The sequence below is a fragment of the Pseudarthrobacter arbutini genome, from assembly GCF_054510915.1.
The window spans coordinates 140,043-159,524 of the sequence record NZ_JBTNDQ010000004.1 but is presented as its reverse complement, the minus strand read 5'-3'; the positions used below and the strand labels follow the sequence as shown (position 1 = coordinate 159,524).

The 19,482-nt window shown below is 65.1% G+C and carries 19 protein-coding genes; 10 read left to right on the top strand and 9 right to left on the bottom strand.

What is annotated here, in order from left to right; all coding sequences use genetic code 11:
* Nucleotides 1–46: 46 nt before the first annotated feature.
* The 3 genes from ACX80V_RS06415 to ACX80V_RS06405 all read left to right on the top strand — a co-directional run bounded on the left by ACX80V_RS06415 (nucleotide 47) and on the right by ACX80V_RS06405 (nucleotide 3,959).
* Nucleotides 47–1,468, top strand: coding sequence for a class II fumarate hydratase (locus tag ACX80V_RS06415; protein WP_485842447.1), 1,422 nt, complete (start codon nucleotides 47–49; stop codon nucleotides 1,466–1,468).
* A 134-nt stretch (nucleotides 1,469–1,602) separates the two neighbouring features.
* Nucleotides 1,603–2,262, top strand: coding sequence for a TetR/AcrR family transcriptional regulator (locus tag ACX80V_RS06410; RefSeq protein ID WP_485842446.1), 660 nt, complete (start codon nucleotides 1,603–1,605; stop codon nucleotides 2,260–2,262).
* Complete coding sequence (locus ACX80V_RS06405) at nucleotides 2,259–3,959, top strand: MDR family MFS transporter (protein ID WP_485842445.1); 1,701 nt, start codon at nucleotides 2,259–2,261, stop codon at nucleotides 3,957–3,959. The genes ACX80V_RS06410 and ACX80V_RS06405 overlap by 4 nt, the downstream gene beginning before the upstream one ends.
* 155 nt (nucleotides 3,960–4,114) lie before the next feature.
* Here ACX80V_RS06405 and ACX80V_RS06400 read toward each other — a convergent pair whose 3' ends face one another.
* A complete protein-coding gene (locus tag ACX80V_RS06400) occupies nucleotides 4,115–4,672 on the bottom strand; it encodes a prepilin peptidase (protein ID WP_058929652.1) in 558 nt (185 codons plus the stop codon).
* 59 nt (nucleotides 4,673–4,731) lie between these two features.
* Here ACX80V_RS06400 and ACX80V_RS06395 point away from each other — a divergent pair, with 59 nt between their 5' ends.
* Nucleotides 4,732–5,526 (top strand): hypothetical protein, encoded by a 795-nt coding sequence (locus tag ACX80V_RS06395; RefSeq protein ID WP_485842444.1) that lies wholly within the window; start codon nucleotides 4,732–4,734, stop codon nucleotides 5,524–5,526.
* Nucleotides 5,527–5,598: 72 nt separating this feature from the next.
* Nucleotides 5,599–6,246, top strand: coding sequence for a GNAT family N-acetyltransferase (locus ACX80V_RS06390; RefSeq protein WP_485842443.1), 648 nt, complete (start codon nucleotides 5,599–5,601; stop codon nucleotides 6,244–6,246).
* A gap of 341 nt (nucleotides 6,247–6,587) precedes the next feature.
* Here ACX80V_RS06390 and phoH2 read toward each other — a convergent pair whose 3' ends face one another.
* Together phoH2 and ACX80V_RS06380 are read right to left on the bottom strand one after the other, a co-directional pair.
* Nucleotides 6,588–8,018: an RNA 5'-3' helicase PhoH2 gene (gene phoH2, locus ACX80V_RS06385; RefSeq protein WP_058929654.1), complete on the bottom strand. Its 1,431-nt coding sequence runs from the start codon at nucleotides 8,016–8,018 to the stop codon at nucleotides 6,588–6,590.
* A 240-nt stretch (nucleotides 8,019–8,258) separates the two neighbouring features.
* Nucleotides 8,259–9,020 carry an isoprenyl transferase gene (locus ACX80V_RS06380; RefSeq protein ID WP_485842508.1) on the bottom strand — a complete coding sequence of 254 codons (762 nt, stop codon included), beginning with the start codon at nucleotides 9,018–9,020 and terminating at the stop codon, nucleotides 8,259–8,261.
* Nucleotides 9,021–9,174: 154 nt separating this feature from the next.
* On the opposite strand from ACX80V_RS06380, the gene trhA reads away from it, so the two are divergent.
* On the top strand, nucleotides 9,175–9,897 hold the full coding sequence (gene trhA / locus ACX80V_RS06375) for a PAQR family membrane homeostasis protein TrhA (RefSeq protein ID WP_240484314.1): 723 nt from the start codon (nucleotides 9,175–9,177) through the stop codon (nucleotides 9,895–9,897).
* 39 nt (nucleotides 9,898–9,936) lie between these two features.
* On the opposite strand, the gene ACX80V_RS06370 is transcribed toward trhA, so the two are convergent.
* Both ACX80V_RS06370 and mca read right to left on the bottom strand, forming a co-directional pair.
* Entirely contained in the window at nucleotides 9,937–10,296 is a 360-nt protein-coding gene (locus ACX80V_RS06370) for a hypothetical protein (protein ID WP_485842442.1), read from the bottom strand.
* Between the two features lie 114 nt (nucleotides 10,297–10,410).
* Complete coding sequence (mca, locus tag ACX80V_RS06365) at nucleotides 10,411–11,316, bottom strand: mycothiol conjugate amidase Mca (RefSeq protein ID WP_485842441.1); 906 nt, start codon at nucleotides 11,314–11,316, stop codon at nucleotides 10,411–10,413.
* A gap of 145 nt (nucleotides 11,317–11,461) precedes the next feature.
* Here mca and ACX80V_RS06360 point away from each other — a divergent pair, with 145 nt between their 5' ends.
* A complete protein-coding gene (locus tag ACX80V_RS06360; protein ID WP_248761972.1) occupies nucleotides 11,462–11,920 on the top strand; it encodes a DUF4307 domain-containing protein in 459 nt (152 codons plus the stop codon).
* 152 nt (nucleotides 11,921–12,072) lie between these two features.
* Nucleotides 12,073–12,567 carry a transcription elongation factor GreA gene (gene greA / locus ACX80V_RS06355; protein ID WP_056343498.1) on the top strand — a complete coding sequence of 165 codons (495 nt, stop codon included), beginning with the start codon at nucleotides 12,073–12,075 and terminating at the stop codon, nucleotides 12,565–12,567.
* Between the two features lie 52 nt (nucleotides 12,568–12,619).
* On the opposite strand, the gene ACX80V_RS06350 is transcribed toward greA, so the two are convergent.
* The 4 genes from ACX80V_RS06350 to ACX80V_RS06335 are packed head-to-tail and all read right to left on the bottom strand — an operon-like array spanning nucleotide 12,620 to nucleotide 16,847.
* Nucleotides 12,620–13,237, bottom strand: coding sequence for a rhomboid family intramembrane serine protease (locus ACX80V_RS06350; RefSeq protein ID WP_485842440.1), 618 nt, complete (start codon nucleotides 13,235–13,237; stop codon nucleotides 12,620–12,622).
* A gap of 8 nt (nucleotides 13,238–13,245) precedes the next feature.
* Nucleotides 13,246–14,484 carry a threonine ammonia-lyase gene (gene ilvA / locus ACX80V_RS06345; RefSeq protein ID WP_485842439.1) on the bottom strand — a complete coding sequence of 413 codons (1,239 nt, stop codon included), beginning with the start codon at nucleotides 14,482–14,484 and terminating at the stop codon, nucleotides 13,246–13,248.
* 49 nt (nucleotides 14,485–14,533) lie between these two features.
* Nucleotides 14,534–15,847 carry an AI-2E family transporter gene (locus ACX80V_RS06340; RefSeq protein ID WP_485842438.1) on the bottom strand — a complete coding sequence of 438 codons (1,314 nt, stop codon included), beginning with the start codon at nucleotides 15,845–15,847 and terminating at the stop codon, nucleotides 14,534–14,536.
* 40 nt (nucleotides 15,848–15,887) lie between these two features.
* Nucleotides 15,888–16,847, bottom strand: coding sequence for an aldose 1-epimerase family protein (locus tag ACX80V_RS06335; RefSeq protein WP_485842437.1), 960 nt, complete (start codon nucleotides 16,845–16,847; stop codon nucleotides 15,888–15,890).
* Nucleotides 16,848–16,998: 151 nt separating this feature from the next.
* On the opposite strand from ACX80V_RS06335, the gene galT reads away from it, so the two are divergent.
* Both galT and galK read left to right on the top strand, forming a co-directional pair.
* A complete protein-coding gene (galT, locus tag ACX80V_RS06330) occupies nucleotides 16,999–18,156 on the top strand; it encodes a galactose-1-phosphate uridylyltransferase (RefSeq protein ID WP_485842436.1) in 1,158 nt (385 codons plus the stop codon).
* Between the two features lie 68 nt (nucleotides 18,157–18,224).
* Entirely contained in the window at nucleotides 18,225–19,388 is a 1,164-nt protein-coding gene (gene galK / locus ACX80V_RS06325) for a galactokinase (RefSeq protein ID WP_485842507.1), read from the top strand.
* The last annotated feature ends 94 nt before the right edge of the window (nucleotides 19,389–19,482 follow it).

Here is a 19,482-nt window from a genome sequence, read left to right as displayed (position 1 = left end):
GGTTCACGGTTTTAGTCCGGGCCCCCGATCGCCCTAAGCTAGCCCCATGACTTCCACTGAAGAATTCCGCATTGAACACGACACGATGGGCGAAGTCCGCGTCCCCGTGAACGCCCTGTACCGTGCACAGACGCAGCGTGCAGTTGAAAACTTCCCCATCTCCGGCAAGACCCTGGAACGCGCGCACATCGAGGCGCTGGCCCGGGTCAAGAAGGCTGCCGCGCAGGCCAACGCAGAACTTGGGGTGCTCGACGGCGAGCTGGCCAAGGCGATCGCTGCGGCTGCCGATGAGGTAGCTGCCGGCAGGTACGACGGCGACTTCCCCATCGACGTCTTCCAGACCGGTTCCGGCACGTCCTCGAACATGAACATGAACGAGGTCATCGCCGAGCTGGCCACGCGTGCCCTCAAAGCCGCCGGGAGTGACAAAGTTGTCCACCCGAACGACCACGTCAACGCCTCGCAGTCCTCCAACGACGTCTTCCCCACCTCGGTCCACGTTGCCGCCACCTCGGCCCTGATCAACGACCTCATCCCGGCGCTTGGCTACCTGGCCGAGTCGCTGGAGCGCAAGGCCGTGGAGTTCAAGGACGTCGTCAAGTCCGGCCGCACCCACCTCATGGACGCCACCCCGGTGACGCTCGGCCAGGAGTTCGGCGGCTACGCAGCCCAGGTCCGCTACGGCATCGAGCGCATCAATGCCGCACTCCCCCGTGTTGCCGAAGTTCCGCTCGGCGGCACCGCGGTGGGCACCGGTATCAACACCCCGGCCGGCTTCCCGGAACGTGTCATCGAACTGCTCGCCACGGACACCGGCCTGCCGCTGACCGAGGCCCGCGACCACTTCGAGGCCCAGGCCAACCGCGACGGCCTCATCGAAGGCTCAAGCCAGCTGCGCAACATCGCGATCTCCTTCATGAAGATCAACAATGACCTCCGCTGGATGGGCTCCGGCCCCAACACCGGCCTCGGCGAAATCGCCATCCCGGACCTGCAGCCGGGCTCCTCGATCATGCCGGGCAAGGTCAACCCGGTCATCTGCGAGGCGTCCATCATGGTCTGCGCCCAGGTCATCGGCAACGACACCGCCATCGCCTGGTCTGGCACCAACGGCGCCTTCGAGCTCAATGTCGGCATCCCCGTCATGGCCGCCAACCTGCTCGAGTCCATCCGCCTGCTGGCCAACACCAGCCGGGTCATGGCGGACAAGATGATCGACGGCATCACCGCCAACGTGGAGCGCGCCCGCTTCCTGGCCGAGGCCTCCCCCTCGATCGTGACTCCGCTGAACAAGTACATCGGCTACGAGAACGCGGCCAAAATCGCCAAGAAGGCAGTGGCCGAGGGCCTCACCATCCGTGAGACCGTCGTCGCCATGGGCTTCCTGGAGCGCGGCGAGGTCACCGAAGAGCAGCTGGATACCGCGCTGGACGTTATGTCCATGACGCGCCCGCCGCACAAGGCATAGCCCCGAGCCCCGCGGCACCCAGCACGAACGTTCGACGGCGGCCGGCACCTTCCCCACGGAAGGCGCCGGCCGCCGTCGTTCGTGGCGCCTGCATTTTTTTGCACTCTGGATGACTTAGTGCAAAACTTTACTTTATGGAGAATAGTGCAAACATCGACGGCGGCCTCCGGGAACGCAAGCGACAGCAGACGCGCCAGGCTGTCACCGCCGCCGCGCGCTCGTTGACCGCTGCCAAAGGGCTCAACGGCTTCACGGTCGAGGAGGTGTGCGAAGAGGTGGGCATTTCCCGCCGGACGTTCTTCAATTACTTCCCCACCAAGGAAGACGCCATCCTCGGCCATCACGACGACGAGCACCCCGGCGAACTCATGGCCGGCTTCCTGGCCGGCGGCGGCGAACCGGGGACCATCTCCGAATCCCTGCTGGCCGACCTCATCCAGCTCACCCTGGACATCTGGGCGTCGAAAGTGGATTCCGAGTCCGCCACCGATGTCCGCCAGCTCATCGCCGCGATCAAGAAGGAACCCCAACTTGTCGCAAAGATCGTCGGCATCAGCGCCGAACGCGAGGCCGCATCCCGCCAGCTCATCGCCCAACGTGAAGGCGTCCCCGCCGATCACCCGGTAGTGGTCATGGCCGTCACCGCGATCACCGCCGTAGCCCACCACGCGCACGGAACCTACTTCTCGGCGTCGAACACCCGTAGTTTCCCGGAACTGCTCCTCGAAGACGCCCGGGCCCTCAAGACCCTGTTCGCGCAGAACCTCCCCACCACCTCCAAAGGATCATCATGACCACTACCGTCGGTCCCAAAGCGGCAACCGGCCCGCTGCTGCTGACCCAGAAACGCATCTGGATCATCTTCTCGGCGCTCATTGCGGGCATGCTGCTCTCCAGCCTCGACCAGACCATCGTTTCCACCGCCATGCCCACCATCGTGGGCAAACTCGGCGGCGTAGAGCACCAGGCCTGGATTACCACCGCCTACCTGCTTGCCACCACCATCGTGATGCCCATCTACGGCAAGTTCGGTGACGTCCTGGGCCGCCGGAACCTGTTCCTTGTAGCCATCGCACTGTTTACCCTCGCCTCAGTGGGCTGCGCCCTGGCCACCGATTTCTGGGGCTTTGTCATCTTCCGCGCCATCCAGGGCCTGGGCGGCGGCGGACTGATGATCCTCTCGCAGGCAATCATCGCGGACATCGTCCCGGCGAAGGACCGCGGCAAGTACATGGGTCCCCTGGGCGCCATCTTCGGCCTTTCCGCCGTCGCCGGCCCACTGCTGGGCGGATTCTTCGTGGACCACATGACGTGGGAATGGGCTTTCTACATCAACATCCCCATCGGCATCGCCGCCTTCGTCACCGCCTGGTTCACGTTGACGCTGCCTAACAAGAAGGCCGAAAAGCGCATCGATATCCTCGGCGTGATCCTGCTGTCCGCAGCCACCACCTGCCTGATCTTCTTCACCGACTTCGGCGGCAAGAAGGACGAAGGCTGGGATTCACCGCTGACATGGGCGTTCGGCGCCGGAATGCTCATCTCCGCCGCGGCCTTCGTTATGGTGGAGCGCCGCGCGGAGGATCCCATCATCCCGCTCAGCCTGTTCAAAAACCGGATCTTCGTCAACGCCACGGCCATCGGTTTTACCCTGGGCCTGGGCATGTTCGCCGCCATCGCCTTTGTTCCCACGTTCCTGCAGATGTCTTCGGGGACCTCTGCGGCTGAATCCGGGCTTCTGATGCTGCCCATGATGTTGGGCCTGATGGGCATGGCCATCTATTCGGGGATCCGGATCTCCAAGACCGGCAAGTACAAGATGTTCCCCATCCTCGGTGCCTCCCTGACGATCGCGGCGATGCTGTGGCTCACCACCCTGACCGCCGAGACGCCCATCTGGATCATCTGCGTCCAGCTGTTCGTGTTCGGCGCAGGGCTGGGATCGATCATGCAGGTCATCGTCCTGGTGGTGCAGAATTCCGTTCCCGCCGATCAGATCGGCACGGCAACCAGCACCAACAACTACTTCCGCGAAGTCGGCGCGTCCCTGGGCGTGGCAGTGTTCGGCGCGATTTTCACCAACCGGCTCTCCGAATCGCTGACCAGCGCGTTCACCGGCGCCGGAGCGTCCGCGGAACAGGCCTCGCAGTCCACCAGCACCCTGGACCCGCAGGCCCTGAGCCAACTGCCGGACCAGCTGCGCGATGCAATCGTGAACGCCTACGCGGACTCCCTTGCTCCGGTCTTCTGGTACCTGGTGCCGTTCATCGCCCTCGCGCTGATCCTGGCCATCACCCTGAAGCAGATCCCGCTCTCGGACACCGCCGGCATGGTGGCCCGGGGCGAGGCTGTGGGCGGCGAGGAAGCAGAACGCCTGGAAGCAGAACACCTGGCCCTGCTGAACGGCGGAACGGAGAGGGAGACTGCCGTCCCTGACCCCGCGGACAGCCTGAAGGACGACGACGGCGAGCTGGTCTCCCAGCGCCGCTGACCGCCGTCGTAAGGCTATAAGCCATAGCGGCTGTTAGCCATAGCGGCGGAAGCCGCAGAAACAAAGCCTGCAGGGGCGCCGCGATCTTGGGGGTTGCGGCGCCCCTGTTGTTTTCGTGGCGCCTGCGGTCCGGGGCCGCAAGTGTCTCTCTGGCGCTAAGCGGGCAGCAGCATGGCGGCAGTGGCGCCGGCGAGCATAAACGGGCCGAACGGGATGGAAGACTTCAACGTGCCGCGGCGGGCCGCCAGCAGGGCCATGGACCAGAGGCCTCCCAGCAGGAAAGCTGCGAATGTCCCGGCAAAAACGTGCCCCCAGCCGAGATAGCCAAGGTACATCCCTAGGACACCGGCCAGCTTCACGTCGCCAAAGCCCATGCCGGGCGGGTAAACCATCCGCAGGACAAAATAGAAAGCCCACAGGACCGCTCCCCCCGCCAGGATGCGCAGCGCCGGGATCCCCAGGAGCTCGGCGGCACCGTCGGGTGACCCCACGAGCGCGGCAGGACCGGCGATCACGTGCACCAAGGCCGCCGCGAGCAACAGGACCCCAGCCACACCGTAGGACGGGAAAACAATCCGGTTGGGCAGCAGATGGTGGCGAACGTCAATCACCGTCAGCCGAGCCGCCATAACCAAAAAGTAGGCACATGCGGCCAGCACCAGCCAGAACGCCAGCGGGGTGGCGTCCCACAGTCCATCGAGTCGTCGGATCACCCCTCGGATGCTACTGGATTCGCGCGCCGCACCGCAGAGCCCACGCGTAAACTGTGGATATGTCGACATGGGACACCAGGCGCCGGCCGGATCCGGAGGGCAGCGCCGCCGCTGCAGACCTGAGCACCATGTTCCGGAACCTTTGCCGGTCTTCCCCCTGGAAATGGCAGTCACTGCGCTTTGAATACTGGGATGAACCGTTTTCCGACGTCCCCGACCCGGGCGCTCCCCTGGTCCGCGCCTGGCTGCGCCGGCCCGGGGCGCTGCGCCTGGAAACCGCCGACCGGCTTGTCCTCCACAGCACCACCGGCATCAACGATTCCAAGGACGGGTTGTACGTCAGCGCCACTCGGAAGTCCTGGCTGCTGCCGCCCCACCTCGTAGCGCCCGTTTACGACGACGGCGGCCTGGTCAGGCGCCGGCCGGAGGCAGCATACGGCGAACCAGGGTTCGGGAACGGGCGTTTCTCGGCTGCCCTCGATCCGGTGGAACTCGCCGGGAACGCGCCGGTCCCCATTGAGTTCCCGGGCACTAACGCCGTGGACGTCGACGCCGTTCGCCGCGTCGAACACGATGGCCGGCCGGCACTGGAGGCAACCGTGACGCCTACCGCGTCCTACCATCCAACGGATACTGCCGCTCCGCTCTGCCTGCCCGGCAGCAACCGGGTGCGGATCGACCTGGAAACCGGCGTCTGCGTGGCCAGCCAGTCACTCGAAGCGGCAACCCCGGAATACGGGCATTGGATCCGGATCCTCGCGGTGGACGAATACATGCTGGACGACCTGTTCGTGGCGGAGTCCATGAACCTTACGGACGTCCGCCGCCACATCACGTGGGATATCCGCGCCTGAGCGCGGGTCCTGCTCCGGCCATCACCGGCGTTTGACAGACTCCCGCGGCCTGCCCTGGGCTAGGCTTCCCTGATGACCGCGCTGACTTCCATCTGGCCCCTCTTCGGCCTCGAGCTGACCACACCCCGCCTAGTGCTGCGTCCCATCGCCGACGACGACATTCCCGCCGCAGTTGCAGCGGCCGCCAGCGGAGTCCACGAACCCGGACGGAGCCCCTTCAGCACTCCATGGACGGAACTGCCGGCGGAGTCCTTAGGGCACAACATGGCGCAGTGGTACTGGCGCTGCCGCGGCCAGGCCACGCCCGAGGACTGGACCCTGCTCCTGGGCATCTGGTATCAGGATGAATTCATCGGCTGCCAGGACATCGGTGCCAAGGACTTTGCCACCCTCAAGACCGTCAGCACCGGCTCGTGGCTCAAGCAGTCCCTCCACGGCCAAGGGCTGGGCACGGAGATGCGGGCCGCCGTCGCGCTTTACGCGTTCGACTGGCTCGGCGCCGAAGTGGCCGAATCCGAAGCCGCCGCCTGGAACGCCGCCTCCCTGGGTGTCTCCCGCTCCCTCGGCTACGAACTCAACGGCACCAACAGGCAATCCTGGGGCGGCAAGGCCGTCGACGTCCAAAAAGTGCGCCTCACCCCCGCAACCTTCAAACGCCCCGACTGGACCCTCGAAGTAGAAGGCCACGAAGCAGCAGCTAAGCACCTCGGCGTCGGCTAGTGCGCCGTGTAGTGGCTCGGTTCGTCCGCCCCGAGCACTTCGCCGTCGCTTAGACACCTCCCGCCGCGCGGCTACGGTCGCTGGGCGACCTTCGCCACCCTCTGGTCGGCGATGCGCTCCTACGCGAAGCACTAGGGACGGACGTGTGTGCGTAGGCGCGGTTCTCTTGACGAACGGCGCGCTCTAGTCGGGTTACGGACCTTCTCGTAGGAGCGCATCGCGACGCATCGGCCGCCGGAGGTCGCCCAGCGACCGAGGCGGCCCTATGCGTTGTGTCTAAGCGACGGAGAAGGGCCGTGGCCCGACGAACGGAACCACGGCCCCTCGCGAACCGGAAAGGGCTAAATCTCAGCCCCTTCTAGCAGTTCCGTGACCAGGGCTGCTATGGGTGAGCGCTCTGAGCGGGTGAGGGTGATGTGGCCGAAGAGGGGGTGTCCTTTCAGGGTTTCGACGACGGCGGCGATACCGTCGTGCCGGCCGACGCGCAGGTTGTCACGCTGGGCGACGTCGTGGGTGAGGACGATCTTGGAGTTCTGGCCGATGCGGCTCATCACGGTGAGGAGGACGTTCTTCTCGAGTGACTGGGCCTCGTCGACGATCACGAAGGCGTCGTGCAGGGAACGGCCGCGGATGTGGGTCAGCGGCATGACCTCGAGCATGCCGCGGTCCATAACTTCTTCCACGACTTCCTGGCTGACCAGGGCACCGAGCGTATCAAAGACCGCCTGGGCCCAGGGGTTCATCTTTTCCGACTCGGAGCCGGGCAGGTAGCCAAGTTCCTGGCCACCCACGGCGTAGAGCGGGCGGAAGACGATCACCTTGCGGTGCTCGCGGCGTTCCAGCACGGCTTCCAGGCCGGCACACAGGGCCAGCGCGGATTTGCCGGTGCCGGCCCGTCCGCCAACCGAAACGATTCCGACGGCGGGGTCCATCAGCATGTCGATGGCGAGCCGCTGTTCCGCCGATCGTCCGTGGAGCCCGAATACGTCCCGGTCCCCCTTGACCAGCCGCACCTGCTTGTCAGCGCCCACCCGGCCCAGGGCTGAGCCCCGGTTGGAGAGGATCACCAGCCCGGTGTTGACCGGCATTTCCGCGGCTGCGGGAATGAAGACGGGCTCGTGGCCGTACAGGGTGGAAATTTCGTCCTCACTGGCCTCGACCTCCGCGACGCCGGTCCAGCCCGAATCCTTGACCAGTTCGTTGCGGTATTCGTCGGCAGTGAGTCCCATGGCGGAGGCCTTGACCCGCATCGGGAGATCCTTCGAAACCACGGTGACGTTCCGGCCTTCATTGGCCAGGTTCTTGGCCACAGCCAGGATGCGGCTGTCGTTGTCGCCACTGCGGAAACCCAAGGGGAGCACCTCGGCGGAAATGTGGTTCAGCTCCACCAGAAGGGTGCCGCCCTCGTTTCCGATGGGGATGGGTTTGCTCAAGCCACCGTGTTTCACCCGGAGATCATCGAGCAGCCGGAGCGCCTTGCGGGCAAAGTAGCCCAGTTCGGGGTCGTGCCGTTTCCCCTCAAGTTCCGTGATGACAACGATCGGAACAATGACTTCGTGCTCGGCGAAGCGCAGCAGCGCCCGTGGATCCGAGAGCAGGACGGAGGTGTCAATGACGAACGTGCTAATGGTGGCGTCCCTTCCGGAGACAGCAAAACCGGCCGCAGATGTTTCGTCTGCTGCACCGGTTTGTGAGGTGGCTCGCGTGGCGCGAGAGGTAGCTTTCTGTCCCTGGTCAAAAACGGCTTCGGGCAGTTGTTCAGAATTAGCCACATCGACTCCAGCCCCGGGCACGCCCGGAATTGTTATTGGTGAGGCGGCTCGGCCTGGAGGCCGGGTCCGGCCTCCCATACAACCGGTGCGAAATTCGCTCCATGTACTGGCCTCCCCGATCAGCCGGCGTTTTTGCCTGCTGATGGATATAACGTAAATCCTTGCCCAGTAATTTCCGGTGCCATCCGTCGGCGATTCCTGTTGCCGGCTTGTGAATTCCGGATGAACGGACCGGCCGGATCAGGTCCCGAAGCGCCGCTGCCTGCCGGCGTAGTCCCGAAGGGCGCGGAGGAAGTCCACTTTTCGGAAGGCGGGCCACAAAGCCTCGCAGAAGTAGAACTCGCTGTACGCGCTCTGCCACATCAGGAACCCGGACAGCCGCTGCTCCCCGGAGGTTCTGATCACGAGGTCAGGATCCGGCTGGCCGCGCGTGTAGAGGAAACGGGAAATATCGTCCACGGACAGGGTGTCAGCGAGCGCCGTAATGTCAGAGCCCTGGGCGACGGCGTCGTGAAGCAGCTCCCGCACGGCGTCAACGATTTCGCGGCGTCCGCCGTAGCCCACCGCAACGTTGACATGGATCTTTTCGCGTACCGGAGTGCGGGCAGTGAGCTTGTTGAGCCGTTCCGCCAGGTAGTCGGGCAAGAGCTCGGGGGCGCCCATGGCGTTGACCGAGATGTTGGCGTCATCGTCCAGGCGGTCCAGGGTGTTGGCAATGATCCCCATCAGAAGGTCCAGCTCCTCGCTGGACCGGCTCATGTTGTCCGTGGACAGCATGTAGAGCGTGACCACCTTTACCCCAAGCTCCTGGCACCATCCGAGGAATTCATGGATCTTGTCCGCGCCGGCCTGGTGGCCCTGGCTGGTGGGTGCGTTGAACTGTTTGGCCCAGCGGCGGTTGCCATCCACCATCACGCCGATGTGATTGGGAATGCGGCCGCCGGCCAACTCGCTGAGCAGCCGCCTCTCGTAGAAGCCATAAAGGAACCCGCGCAATTCCACGAGGAGACTCACCTGACTTCCGTTGCTGTTCGACGGCATTGCACATCCTAGGCTACCGCCCGGGACCGGGACCGGCGTGACGGGACGTTCCCGGATGACCTGCCATGATTGTTACCCATGAGTAACTTATCCATAGAGAGGATATTCTGAAGCCATGAACAGCCAGACTCCTGACGGCCCGCGCGCGCCCTCGGCGGACCACGGCCACAGCCCCTTGAACGACGCCGCCGTCCGGCTGGCCGAGCTCCTGATGATCAAGCCCAAGTGGCGCGGCTGGATCCACACCGTCACGGCTCCGTTGGCCCTGGCAGCGGGCCTCGTCCTCGTGGTCCTCGCCCCCACTACGGACCGCAAGATCACCTCGGCCATCTACGCTGCCACCGGCGTCCTGCTTTTTGGCATCAGTGCCATCTACCACCGCGGCAACTGGTCGCCGGGCGTGAAGATTGTCCTCAAACGCCTGGACCACACCAACATCATGCTGGTCATCGCCGGCAGCTATACTCCCCTGGCCTGGTCGCTGCTGGAACAGCCCAAGGCGGTCCTGCTGCTTTGGGTCATCTGGTCCGGGGCCATTCTCGGCGTCCTGTTCCGGCTGCTGTGGACGGACGCGCCGCGCTGGCTATACGTGCCCATCTACATCGCACTGGGCTGCGGGTCGCTGTTCTACCTGCCTGAGTTCTTCGCGGCCAGCGTCCCCGCCGCCGTCCTCATCTGTGTGGGCGGCGTACTATACATCACCGGCGCCGTGTTCTACGCGCTTAAGAAACCCAACTTCAGCTACGAACACTTTGGCTTCCACGAACTCTTCCATGCCCTGACGGTCCTGGCCTTCGCAGCACATTTCACGGCGATCGCCATCGCAGTCCTCAGCTGAACTGTTGAGGCCGGTAGGAACGCGGGGGTCCGGCCCGCTTCAGTCGCGGGGCTGGGGCCGGTCGGCGGCCTGGCCGTGACCGTTGTCTTCGAGGCCTGCCTTGTCGCCGGACGCATCCGTGTCGCCGGCAACACCGAGGCCGTCGTGGCCGTCCGCAGCTTCAATGTCCGCGGCCTCGGCCGCTGCCTGGCGTTCCTCTTCCACCTGCGCCCGGTAGCGGACGCGGCGGATGCGGCGGACCATGTCCACAATCAGCAGAGTGGTGGCCAGCACAAAGAAAGCCGTCATGATGAAGCCCCACAGGCCCGGGGTGATCTGGTCCTCGGAGATGCCCTCACGCAGGCCAGGCGTCGGCAGCGGTGAGGGGGTGATTGTCAGGGCGAGGAGCAAGTGGTGCACGGTTCAAACCTTCTGTGGAAACTGATGGGCAGCCAGCCGGGGATTCCGGACGCGGGTCCGCGGGACCCGGACCAGCCCACAGCTTTTCTACACGGCATAGAATATGCTGCCGCTCTATCTTAGCCCGGCGAAAAGGTCCTTTTCGGGCAATTCCGCGGGGACCCTGGACTCGATCAGCGAGTAGTCTTCCCACGGCCACACGCGGCGCTGCATCTCGGCCGACACGGCAAAGAAGAACCCCAACGGATCAACCTGCGTCCGGTGCGCGCGGAGTGCGTCGTCGCGGGCCTCAAAAAAGTCCCCGCAGTCGATCTGCGTGGTGGTGGCATGGGCACCCTGCGGCGGGGTGTGGCCTTCCGCATCCGTTTCCAGCCACGCGGCCAGGCGCTGGGCGTACGGGGACTGTAGGCCTGCTTCTTCCAGGGCAAAATGCAGTGCGCGGAACCGGTCCGGGCTGAAGGCCCTGTCGTAATAGAGCTTGCTGGGTTCCCAGGCCGCTCCGGCATCGGGATACCTGCTGGGGTCACCCGCAGCCGCAAATGCCTCCACTGCCACGCGGTGCGCCATGATGTGGTCCGGGTGCGGGTATCCGCCGTTTTCGTCATAGCTGACGATCACCTGCGGCTTGAAGTCCCGGACCAGCCGCACCAGCGGCGCCGCGGCGCGCTCCAGCGGCTGGACGGCGAAGGATCCGGCCGGCAGCGGCGGCAGCGGATCGCCCTCGGGCAGCCCGGAGTCCGTGAATCCCAACCAGCGCTGCTTGATGCCCAGTACCTTGGCGGCCTGGTCCATTTCCAGCCGGCGCGCGCCGGCCATGTCCCGCTTGGGATGCGGCTCGCCTTCCACGGCAGGGTTCTGGATGTCTCCGCGGGATCCGTCGGTGCAGGTGGCCACCATAACTTCCACTCCGGCGGCGGCGTACATGGCCATAGTCGCGGCGCCCTTACTGGACTCGTCGTCCGGGTGCGCGTGCACGGCTAGCAGCCTCAGCGTTGCCGGGGTATTGGTGGACGCTGTCATCGAGGACGGCTCCTTATTCTTCTGCGGCTGCTGTGACGGCCACTGGACTGAGGACTGCATGACTGGACGGACGGGACAGCTGTGCCGGGAAGGGGGCTGATCCGGCCCGGACGGCCACAGCCTGGAACCGAACTAAACTGGACTGGTGACTACCCAGGATCAGCCCGCCGTGTCCCCGCCTGCAGACACTAGCCTAGCCAATCGTTATGGCAGTAAAAAGCAGCCCCTCCCGCGTGCGGTCAAACGTGGCATTGCCGTAGCAGCGCTGGCGGCCGGAGTGGGGTTTATGGCCTGGGTCTCCACGTCCTCAGCCGGCTCTGACGTAACGTTCAAGGACATCGGTTTCAGCACCATCGATGCCACGGCGGCCGAGGTTGATTTCCAGGTCACTAGGGAACCGGGGACGGCCGTCAAGTGCGCCGTCAAGGCCCTCGACTCCAAGTTCGCCGTGGTGGGCTGGAAAGTAGTGGACATCCCGCCCGGGGAAGCTGACGGAACGGCCGACGGCGGCAGGACAGTTTCGCAGCGCGTGACACTCCGGACGGAGTCCCTGTCCGTTTCCGGTGTGGTGGACGACTGCTGGATTCCGGGTGCCGGTACGTAGCGCCGTGTGATCTATGCCCCATCCCGGGTTGGGTATGTCCAGAGTTTTGACTACAATGGGTCAATACCTTTACCCCGCTGAGCTGGTTGCTGAGTTCCATAAGTGGCCACCGTTGCGGGGTCTTTTGCATGTACGACCATTAGGAGAAGTCCGTGTCTACCACCAACAGCGCGCCTGCAGCCTGGCTCACCCAGGAAGCTTTTGACCGCCTGAAGGCAGAGCTGGACCACCTTTCCGGCCCTGGCCGTGCGGAGATTGTCCAGAAGATTGAAGCTGCCCGGCAGGAGGGCGACCTGAAGGAAAATGGCGGCTACCATGCGGCCAAAGAAGAGCAGGGCAAGATCGAAGCCCGGATCCGCCAGCTGACGGCCCTTCTGCGCGATGCCCACGTGGGCGAGTCCCCCGCTGACGACGGCATTGTGGAGCCCGGCATGCTCGTTGTTGCCCGGATCGCAGGCGACGAAGAGACATTCCTGCTGGGGTCCCGCGAAATCGCCGGCGATTCAGACCTGGACGTGTTCAGTGAGAAGTCACCCCTCGGCGCCGCAATCGTCGGCCACAAAGAGGGCGCGAAGCTCAGCTACACGGCTCCGAACGGCAAGGACATCACGGTGGAAATCCTCTCCGCCAAGCCTTATGCAGGCTGACGCTTCACACTGATCGTTCAGGCCAACCAAGCCTGGCCAACGCCGGTCCCCGTCAGGGGGCCGGCGTTCTTGCGTGCTTGGGGCGCAGCAACAGGGCAGCGACAACTCCGCCTGCCGCTCCGCCGAGGTGCGCCTGCCAGGAGATGTAGCTGCCCATGATGGGCAGCACCCCCAGCAGGATGCCGCCATAGACCATAAACAGCACCACGGCGAGCAGAATCTGGCGCCAGCTGTGGTTGAAGAAACCCCGCACCAGGAGGAAGGCGAACAATCCGAAAACCAGGCCGGAGGCGCCAATGGTGATGCCGCCGTCGCCAATCAGCCACACTGTCAGTCCGGAGCCCAGCCAGCTGAACCCGAGGGCCGTCAGGAACACCCTCACGCCGGAGAGGAACACCAGGAAGCCGAAGACGATCAGGGGCAGGGCATTGGACAGCAGGTGGTTCAGATTGGCGTGCAGCAGCGGGAACGTCAGGATGTCCAGAAGCCCGTCCGCGGACCGGGGCCGGAGCCCGAAAGTCCGATTCAGGGCATGCAGGGTCAGCATGTTGATCAGTTCGATCACAAAGAGCACGGCCACAAAGCCGCCGGCCACCAACAGTCCGCCTTTCGCCCGCGCGGCTGTAGTTTCCCGGTTCCGCGGCTTTCCGTCCCCCGTCGCGTCAAGCATGGCTGCTCCTAATGCACCACAATGGGCTGGAAACCCTCGGCACGAAGGGCGCCGAGGACCTGCTCGCAATGTTCGTGGCCCTTGGTTTCGAGGTTCACGGTGATGGAAACGTCGCCCATGCTGATGGAGCCGCCAACACGGGTGTGGTCCAGGCCCGTGACGTTCGCATCGTTTTCGGCGATGATGCGGGCGATGGTGGCCAGCGAACCGGGCCGGTCATCCAGCATCATCCGGACGGTCATGTAGCGCCCGGCGGCGGACAGGCCCCGCTGGATGACTTTGAGCATCAACATCGGATCGATGTTGCCGCCGGACAGGATCACGGCCGTAGTGCCGGGGTTTTCGATCTTGCCGTCCATCAGGGCGGCAACCCCCACCGCTCCGGCGGGTTCCACCACCATCTTGGCCCGTTCCAGCAGGAAGATCAGGGCCCGCGCCAGGGAATCCTCGCTGACGGTGACAACATCGTCCACGAGCTCACGGATGATGCTGAAGGGCAGCTGTCCGGGCCGGCCCACGGCGATGCCGTCAGCCATCGTGGACACTTTCTTCAGCGGAACCAGGGCGTCGGCGGCGAGGGACGGCGGATAGGCCGCGGCGTTTTCGGCCTGGACACCGATGATGCGGATTTCCCGCCCAAGTTCCCTGGCCCGGGCCTTGATGGCTACAGCGACGCCGGCCAGCAGCCCGCCGCCACCCACACCCATCAGGACGGTGTCCACATTGGGGATCTGCTCGAGAATTTCCAGGCCAACGGTTCCCTGGCCGGACACCACATCAACATTGTCGAAAGGGTGCACAAAGACCATGCCGGACTCATCGGCGTAGCGCTGCGCCTCGGCGAGGGCCTCATCCACGTTGTGGCCGTGGAGGATCACCTCCGCACCGTGGCTGCGGGTGGCCGCCAGTTTCGGGAGGGCTACGCCCAGCGGCATGTAGATGCGGGCTTTGATGCCCAGGCTTTTGGCGGCTACGGCCACGCCCTGTGCGTGGTTTCCGGCTGACGCGGCCACAACACCGCGTTTTTTCTCCTCAGCCGAGAGCTTGGCCATGCGGACATAGGCACCGCGGACCTTGAACGATCCGGCCCGCTGCAGGTTTTCGCACTTGAAGAAGACGTCGCCGCCAACCATCCCGCCCAGGGCCCGTGACGATTCCACCGGGGTCCGCATAATAATCCCCTCGAGCAGCTTCTGCGCCTCCAGGACATCGCCCAGCGTGACGGGAAGGGTTTCAAGGGTGTTCACGGACTTATTCTCCTTGGGTGGATACGGCTCCGGCGCCTTGGCTCATGTTTCAGGCCTGGGCGTTCGGATTGGCTGCTTCTGTGCTGGCTGCGGCGTCCTTGCCGCGCTTGGGCTTGAAGCCCGGCAACCGGACGTCCCTGATGGAGTCATCATGGTCCGGGCCTGGCGTCACCGGCCCTCCGGGGGTTGCCAGCACCTGTTCATGTTCCCACGTTCTGGCCGCGATGTAGCGAATTGCGGAGTTTGCTACGGCGAGGATGGGGACTGAGAACAGCGCGCCGGGGATGCCCGCAAGGTACGAACCCGCCGCCACAGAGAGGATGACCGCCACCGGGTGCAGGGCCACGGCCTTGCCCATCACGAGGGGTTGCAGGATGTGGCTCTCCAGCTGCTGGACCAGCAGGACGATAGCCAGCATGATCAGGGCGTTGACCGGCCCGTTGGCCACCAGGGCCAGGAGTACGGCGATGGCCCCGGTCACCAGGGCACCGACTACCGGGATAAAGGAACCGATGAACACAAGCACGCTCAGGGGCAGGGCCAGCGGCACCCCGATGATGGCCGCGCCGGCGCCGATGCCTACCGCGTCAACAAACGCAACAAACATCTGGATCCGTGCGTAGCTGACCATGGAAGCCCAGCCCTTGCGTCCGGCACCGAACGTTGCCGCACGCGCTTTCTTCGGGAGGAGGCGGACCAGGAAGGCCCAGATCCTGTCGCCTTCGAGCAGGAAGAAGATCAGGATGAAGAGGGCCAGCACCATTCCCGCGGCGAAGTGGCCCGCGGTGCTGCCGAAGGACAACGCACCGCTGAGGATGCTGCTGCTGTTGTTCTGGAGTGCGGCGGATGCTTCCTTGAGGTACTGGTCGATCTGGTCGGCAGTGAGGTGCAGGGGTCCTTCGGCCAGCCAGTCCTGAATCTGCTTCACGCCCGTCAGCGCCTGGGACCACAATTCGCCGAAACCTGAAGCCAGCTGGCGTCCCACCAGGGCAAGGGCGCCAGCAATCACACCGATGAACCCCAGCACCGTGATGGCCACCGCGGCGCCGTTTGGCAGGCGCCTGCTCCGCAGCCAGCGCACTACCGGGCTCAGCAGCCCGGCCAGCAGTGCGGCCACCATAACGGGGATAATCAGGAAGCTGATCCGGCTGAGCAGCCAAATCAGGGCGCTGGCCACAAGAAGGATGAGACCGAGCCGCCAGGCCCACGACGCAGCGATCCGGATACCGTAGGGAATGTCCTGCTCAAGCTCCCGGTCCGCGCGCACCCGGGCCGGGCGGACAGTTTCCACCGGCCGGACCGTATCCGGCGCCGTGCCTGTGGGCTTTGAATCGGATGGGGTGGCGTCCTCGGCTGGCGTCATAGCCTAATACTTCCTCAGCACCGCCCCTTATGCGAAACGGCTACCCGGCCCCGCCCAGGACAGCATCGATCCCCCAGGCCATCGTGAACGTTTCCCCGGCCGAAAGCCACCGCAGCCCGTCACCCGAGTTGAAGGCGTTGGCCGGACCGGTCATGGGTTCGATGGCCACCACCCTGGGCCTGCCGGGCAGCTCAGTTGTCACAAAGATGTGGACGTAGCCGCAGGATTCGTCCTGCCACAACGTGACACTGCGGCCGTCAGGTGCGCTGAGCACATGGCGGGCCGCACCGCCGTCGAACGTCAGGTCAGTGAGGGCTACATCGATCTCAAGGTCCCCCACTCTTTGGCCGCTGCGGAAGTCACTGTCCCCGCTGACGGGCTCCGAGCTCCGCGGGATCAGGCGCTGGTCCGCCACCAGGCGGCTGCCGGCGGCGACGGTCAGGGTGAGCTGGTCCACGTCCGCGTCGCCCAGCCGCAGGTATGGGTGGGCGCCCAGGACGAACGGCGCTGACGCGTTGGAATCGTTGATCAGCGTCTGGCGGACTTCCAGGCCAAGGTCCTCAGCGAGAAGGTACTGGACCCGGTGGCGCACGAGGAAGGGGTAGCCATGCTGCGGGAAGACCGTCGCCTCGAGGGTCACGGAATATTGCGATTCATCAACCAGGCTGTAGGCGGAGTTGCGGAGCAGTCCATGACTGGCGTTGTTCCGGGAAACCTCCGTGATGTCCAGTTGCTGCTTCTTACCGTCCAGGTACCAGACCCCGTCCTCCACCCTGTTTGCCCAGGGGGCGAGGGTGATCCCGGCGGCGCCGGGGGAAATCTCGGCGTCCCCATAGGTCTCCGTGAGCTGGACACCGGCGCGGCTGTAAAGCCGCAGGCCGGCCGCCAACTCAGTCACAACTGCGAACGCGTCACCCCTGCGGAGTTCGTACTGCCGGCCGGTGGCGTAGGTCTGGAATCCGGCGGAAATGCTCGCGTCCGGGGTTGCGCTCGAAGTCATGAGCACCACCGTAACAGGGGGCAAGGACTGCCTGCCATCACCGGGAAATGTTCTCTTTTGTGTGAAACTATTCTTTTTTGAGCGAAATATGGGATGATCGAGGCAACGGACGCCCGACACCTCCGGCACCAGCACGCAAAGGACCCCCGCCATGACAGGTATCACCACCACCACGCTCGCCGATGGCCGGGAGCTGATTTATTTCGACGACGGCGCTGCTGCCAAGCCCCGCACGGGGGCCACCACCACCGATCACCGGCCCTTGCCCGAGCGCGGCGAGCCTGGCGAAGTACGCTTCGATGCCCTCACCGACGAGTGGGTGGCCGTCGCGGCGCACCGGCAGTCCCGCACCCACCTCCCGCCTGCGGACCAGTGCCCCATCTGCCCCACCACACCGAACAACCCCTCCGAGATCCCCGCACCCGACTACGACGTTGTGGTGTTTGAAAACCGCTTCCCGTCGCTAGGCCCAGCAGTGGGCCCAGTGCCGTCCACTCCGGCCTGGGGCACCACCGGACCCGCGTACGGACGCTGCGAAGTAGTGGCGTTCACTCCCGAGCACACGGGATCGTTCAGTGGCCTGGGTGAGGCCCGCGCCCGGACTGTGGTTGAGGCGTGGGCGCACCGCACCGAAGTCCTCAGCAAACTGCCGGGGATCAAGCAGGTGTTCCCGTTCGAAAACCGCGGGGCCGACATCGGCGTCACCCTCCACCACCCGCACGGCCAGATCTATGCATACCCTTACGTCACTCCCCGGGCAGGGGTCATCGGAGCGGCCGCACGCAAGTTCTATGATGGGTCCGACGGGCGGCAGACGCTCACGGGCTCGCTGCTGCGGGCGGAACGCGAGGACGGGAGCCGAATGGTGATGGAGGGCGAGAATTTCAGCGCCTACGTGCCGTTCGCTGCCCGCTGGCCGCTGGAAATCCATCTGGTGCCGCACCGGCAGGTACCCGACCTGGCCGCCTTGAGCGGTGAGGAAAAGGATGAACTGGCCCATGTCTACCTTGACCTGCTCAAACGGCTCGATGCCCTGTATCCGACGCCGACGCCCTACATTTCCGCCTGGCACCAGGCCCCTCTTGACGACCTCCTGCGCCCCGCCAGCTACCTGCACCTCCAGCTGACGTCGCCCCGCCGGGCAGCCGACAAGCTCAAATTCCTGGCCGGCTCCGAAGCCGCCATGGGCGCCTTTATCAATGACACCACCCCGGAAAGCGTGGCGGAGCGGCTCCGTGCCGTGGTGGTTCCGGAGTCCAGCCCCGCCCCTGCTGCTCTGGGGGCCCGGCCTGAAGGAGTACACGCGTGAGCTCCTCCCCTGACCCGTTGACTGCCCGGACCCCTCTGACCAACCCGGCGGAACCGCGCACTGAGGACCTGGACACAGCGCAACCCGGCACGGCGGACCTGGCCGCCCGCTTTGGGCAGGAATTCGGCAGGCTGCCCGACGGCGTCTGGCAGGCACCGGGACGCGTAAACCTCATCGGCGAGCACACCGACTACAACGAGGGTTTTGTGCTCCCGTTCGCGATCGACAAGACCGCCCGGGTGGCTGTCGGAGTCCGTCCGGACTCCACGGTCAGGCTCCTGTCCACTTACGGCGACCACGGCATGGTCACCGCCGACCTCGGCTCTTTGGACGCGGCTTCCGCCAAGGGCTGGACGAAGTATCCGCTCGGCGTGATGTGGGCGTTGCAGCAGCAGGGCATCGCCGTTCCGGGGGTGGATCTGCTGCTCGATTCCAACGTCCCCCTGGGCGCCGGCCTGTCCTCATCGCACGCCATCGAATGCGCGGTCATCTCAGCCCTGAATGACCTGACGGGAGCGGGGCTTGAACCCGAGGAGATGGTCCTCGCCACCCAGCGCGCCGAGAACGACTTTGTCGGCGCGCCGACGGGCATCATGGACCAGTCAGCGTCGCTGCGCGGATCCAAGGGGCACGCAGTCTTCCTGGACTGCCGCGATCAGAGCGTTCAGCTGGTTCCCTTCGAAACAGAACCTGCAGGGCTAGTGATGCTGGTGATCGATACCAACGTCTCCCACTCCCATGCCGACGGCGGGTATGCCTCCCGTCGCGCGTCCTGCGAACTGGGCGCCGAGGTCCTGGGCGTCAAGGCACTGCGTGACGTCCGGATGGAGGACCTGGAAGAAGCCGCCGGCCTCCTGGACGAGGTCACCTACCGGCGCGTGCGCCATATCGTGACCGAAAACGACCGCGTGCTGCAGACCGTGGAGCTGCTGGCCAGTGCGGGCCCCGGTTCCATCGGCGCGCTGCTGGACGCCAGCCACGTTTCCATGCGGGACGATTTCGAGATCTCCTGCCCGGAGCTGGATCTGGCGGTGGCCACCTCCCGCGCCAACGGCGCAATCGGCGCCCGGATGACCGGCGGTGGCTTCGGCGGGGCCGCCATCGCGCTCACCCCGGTGACGTCGGAGCAGCAGGTGCGCGCCGCCGTCGTGCGTGCCTTCGAAGAAGCCGGCTACACGGCCCCTGACATCTTCACGGTGACCCCGGCAGCGGGAGCCATGCGCATTTCGTAGCGCGGATACCGGAAAAGAGGGCCCCGCCTGATGCGAAATGCATCGGTGGGGCCCTCTTCTTGTGAGTGAGATTACGACGGCGGATGCCGGGTTT

Bases quoted from the DNA above. Each gene is read 5' to 3' on its own strand.
- ACX80V_RS06415 (WP_485842447.1), top strand. From the start codon at position 47: ATGACTTCCACTGAAGAATTCCGCATTGAACACGACACGATGGGCGAA.
- ACX80V_RS06410 (WP_485842446.1), top strand. From the start codon at position 1,603: ATGGAGAATAGTGCAAACATCGACGGCGGCCTCCGGGAACGCAAGCGA.
- ACX80V_RS06405 (WP_485842445.1), top strand. From the start codon at position 2,259: ATGACCACTACCGTCGGTCCCAAAGCGGCAACCGGCCCGCTGCTGCTG.
- ACX80V_RS06395 (WP_485842444.1), top strand. From the start codon at position 4,732: ATGTCGACATGGGACACCAGGCGCCGGCCGGATCCGGAGGGCAGCGCC.
- ACX80V_RS06390 (WP_485842443.1), top strand. From the start codon at position 5,599: ATGACCGCGCTGACTTCCATCTGGCCCCTCTTCGGCCTCGAGCTGACC.
- trhA (WP_240484314.1), top strand. From the start codon at position 9,175: ATGAACAGCCAGACTCCTGACGGCCCGCGCGCGCCCTCGGCGGACCAC.
- mca (WP_485842441.1), bottom strand. From the start codon at position 11,316: ATGACAGCGTCCACCAATACCCCGGCAACGCTGAGGCTGCTAGCCGTG.
- ACX80V_RS06350 (WP_485842440.1), bottom strand. From the start codon at position 13,237: ATGCTTGACGCGACGGGGGACGGAAAGCCGCGGAACCGGGAAACTACA.
- ACX80V_RS06340 (WP_485842438.1), bottom strand. From the start codon at position 15,847: ATGACGCCAGCCGAGGACGCCACCCCATCCGATTCAAAGCCCACAGGC.
- ACX80V_RS06335 (WP_485842437.1), bottom strand. From the start codon at position 16,847: ATGACTTCGAGCGCAACCCCGGACGCGAGCATTTCCGCCGGATTCCAG.
- galT (WP_485842436.1), top strand. From the start codon at position 16,999: ATGACAGGTATCACCACCACCACGCTCGCCGATGGCCGGGAGCTGATT.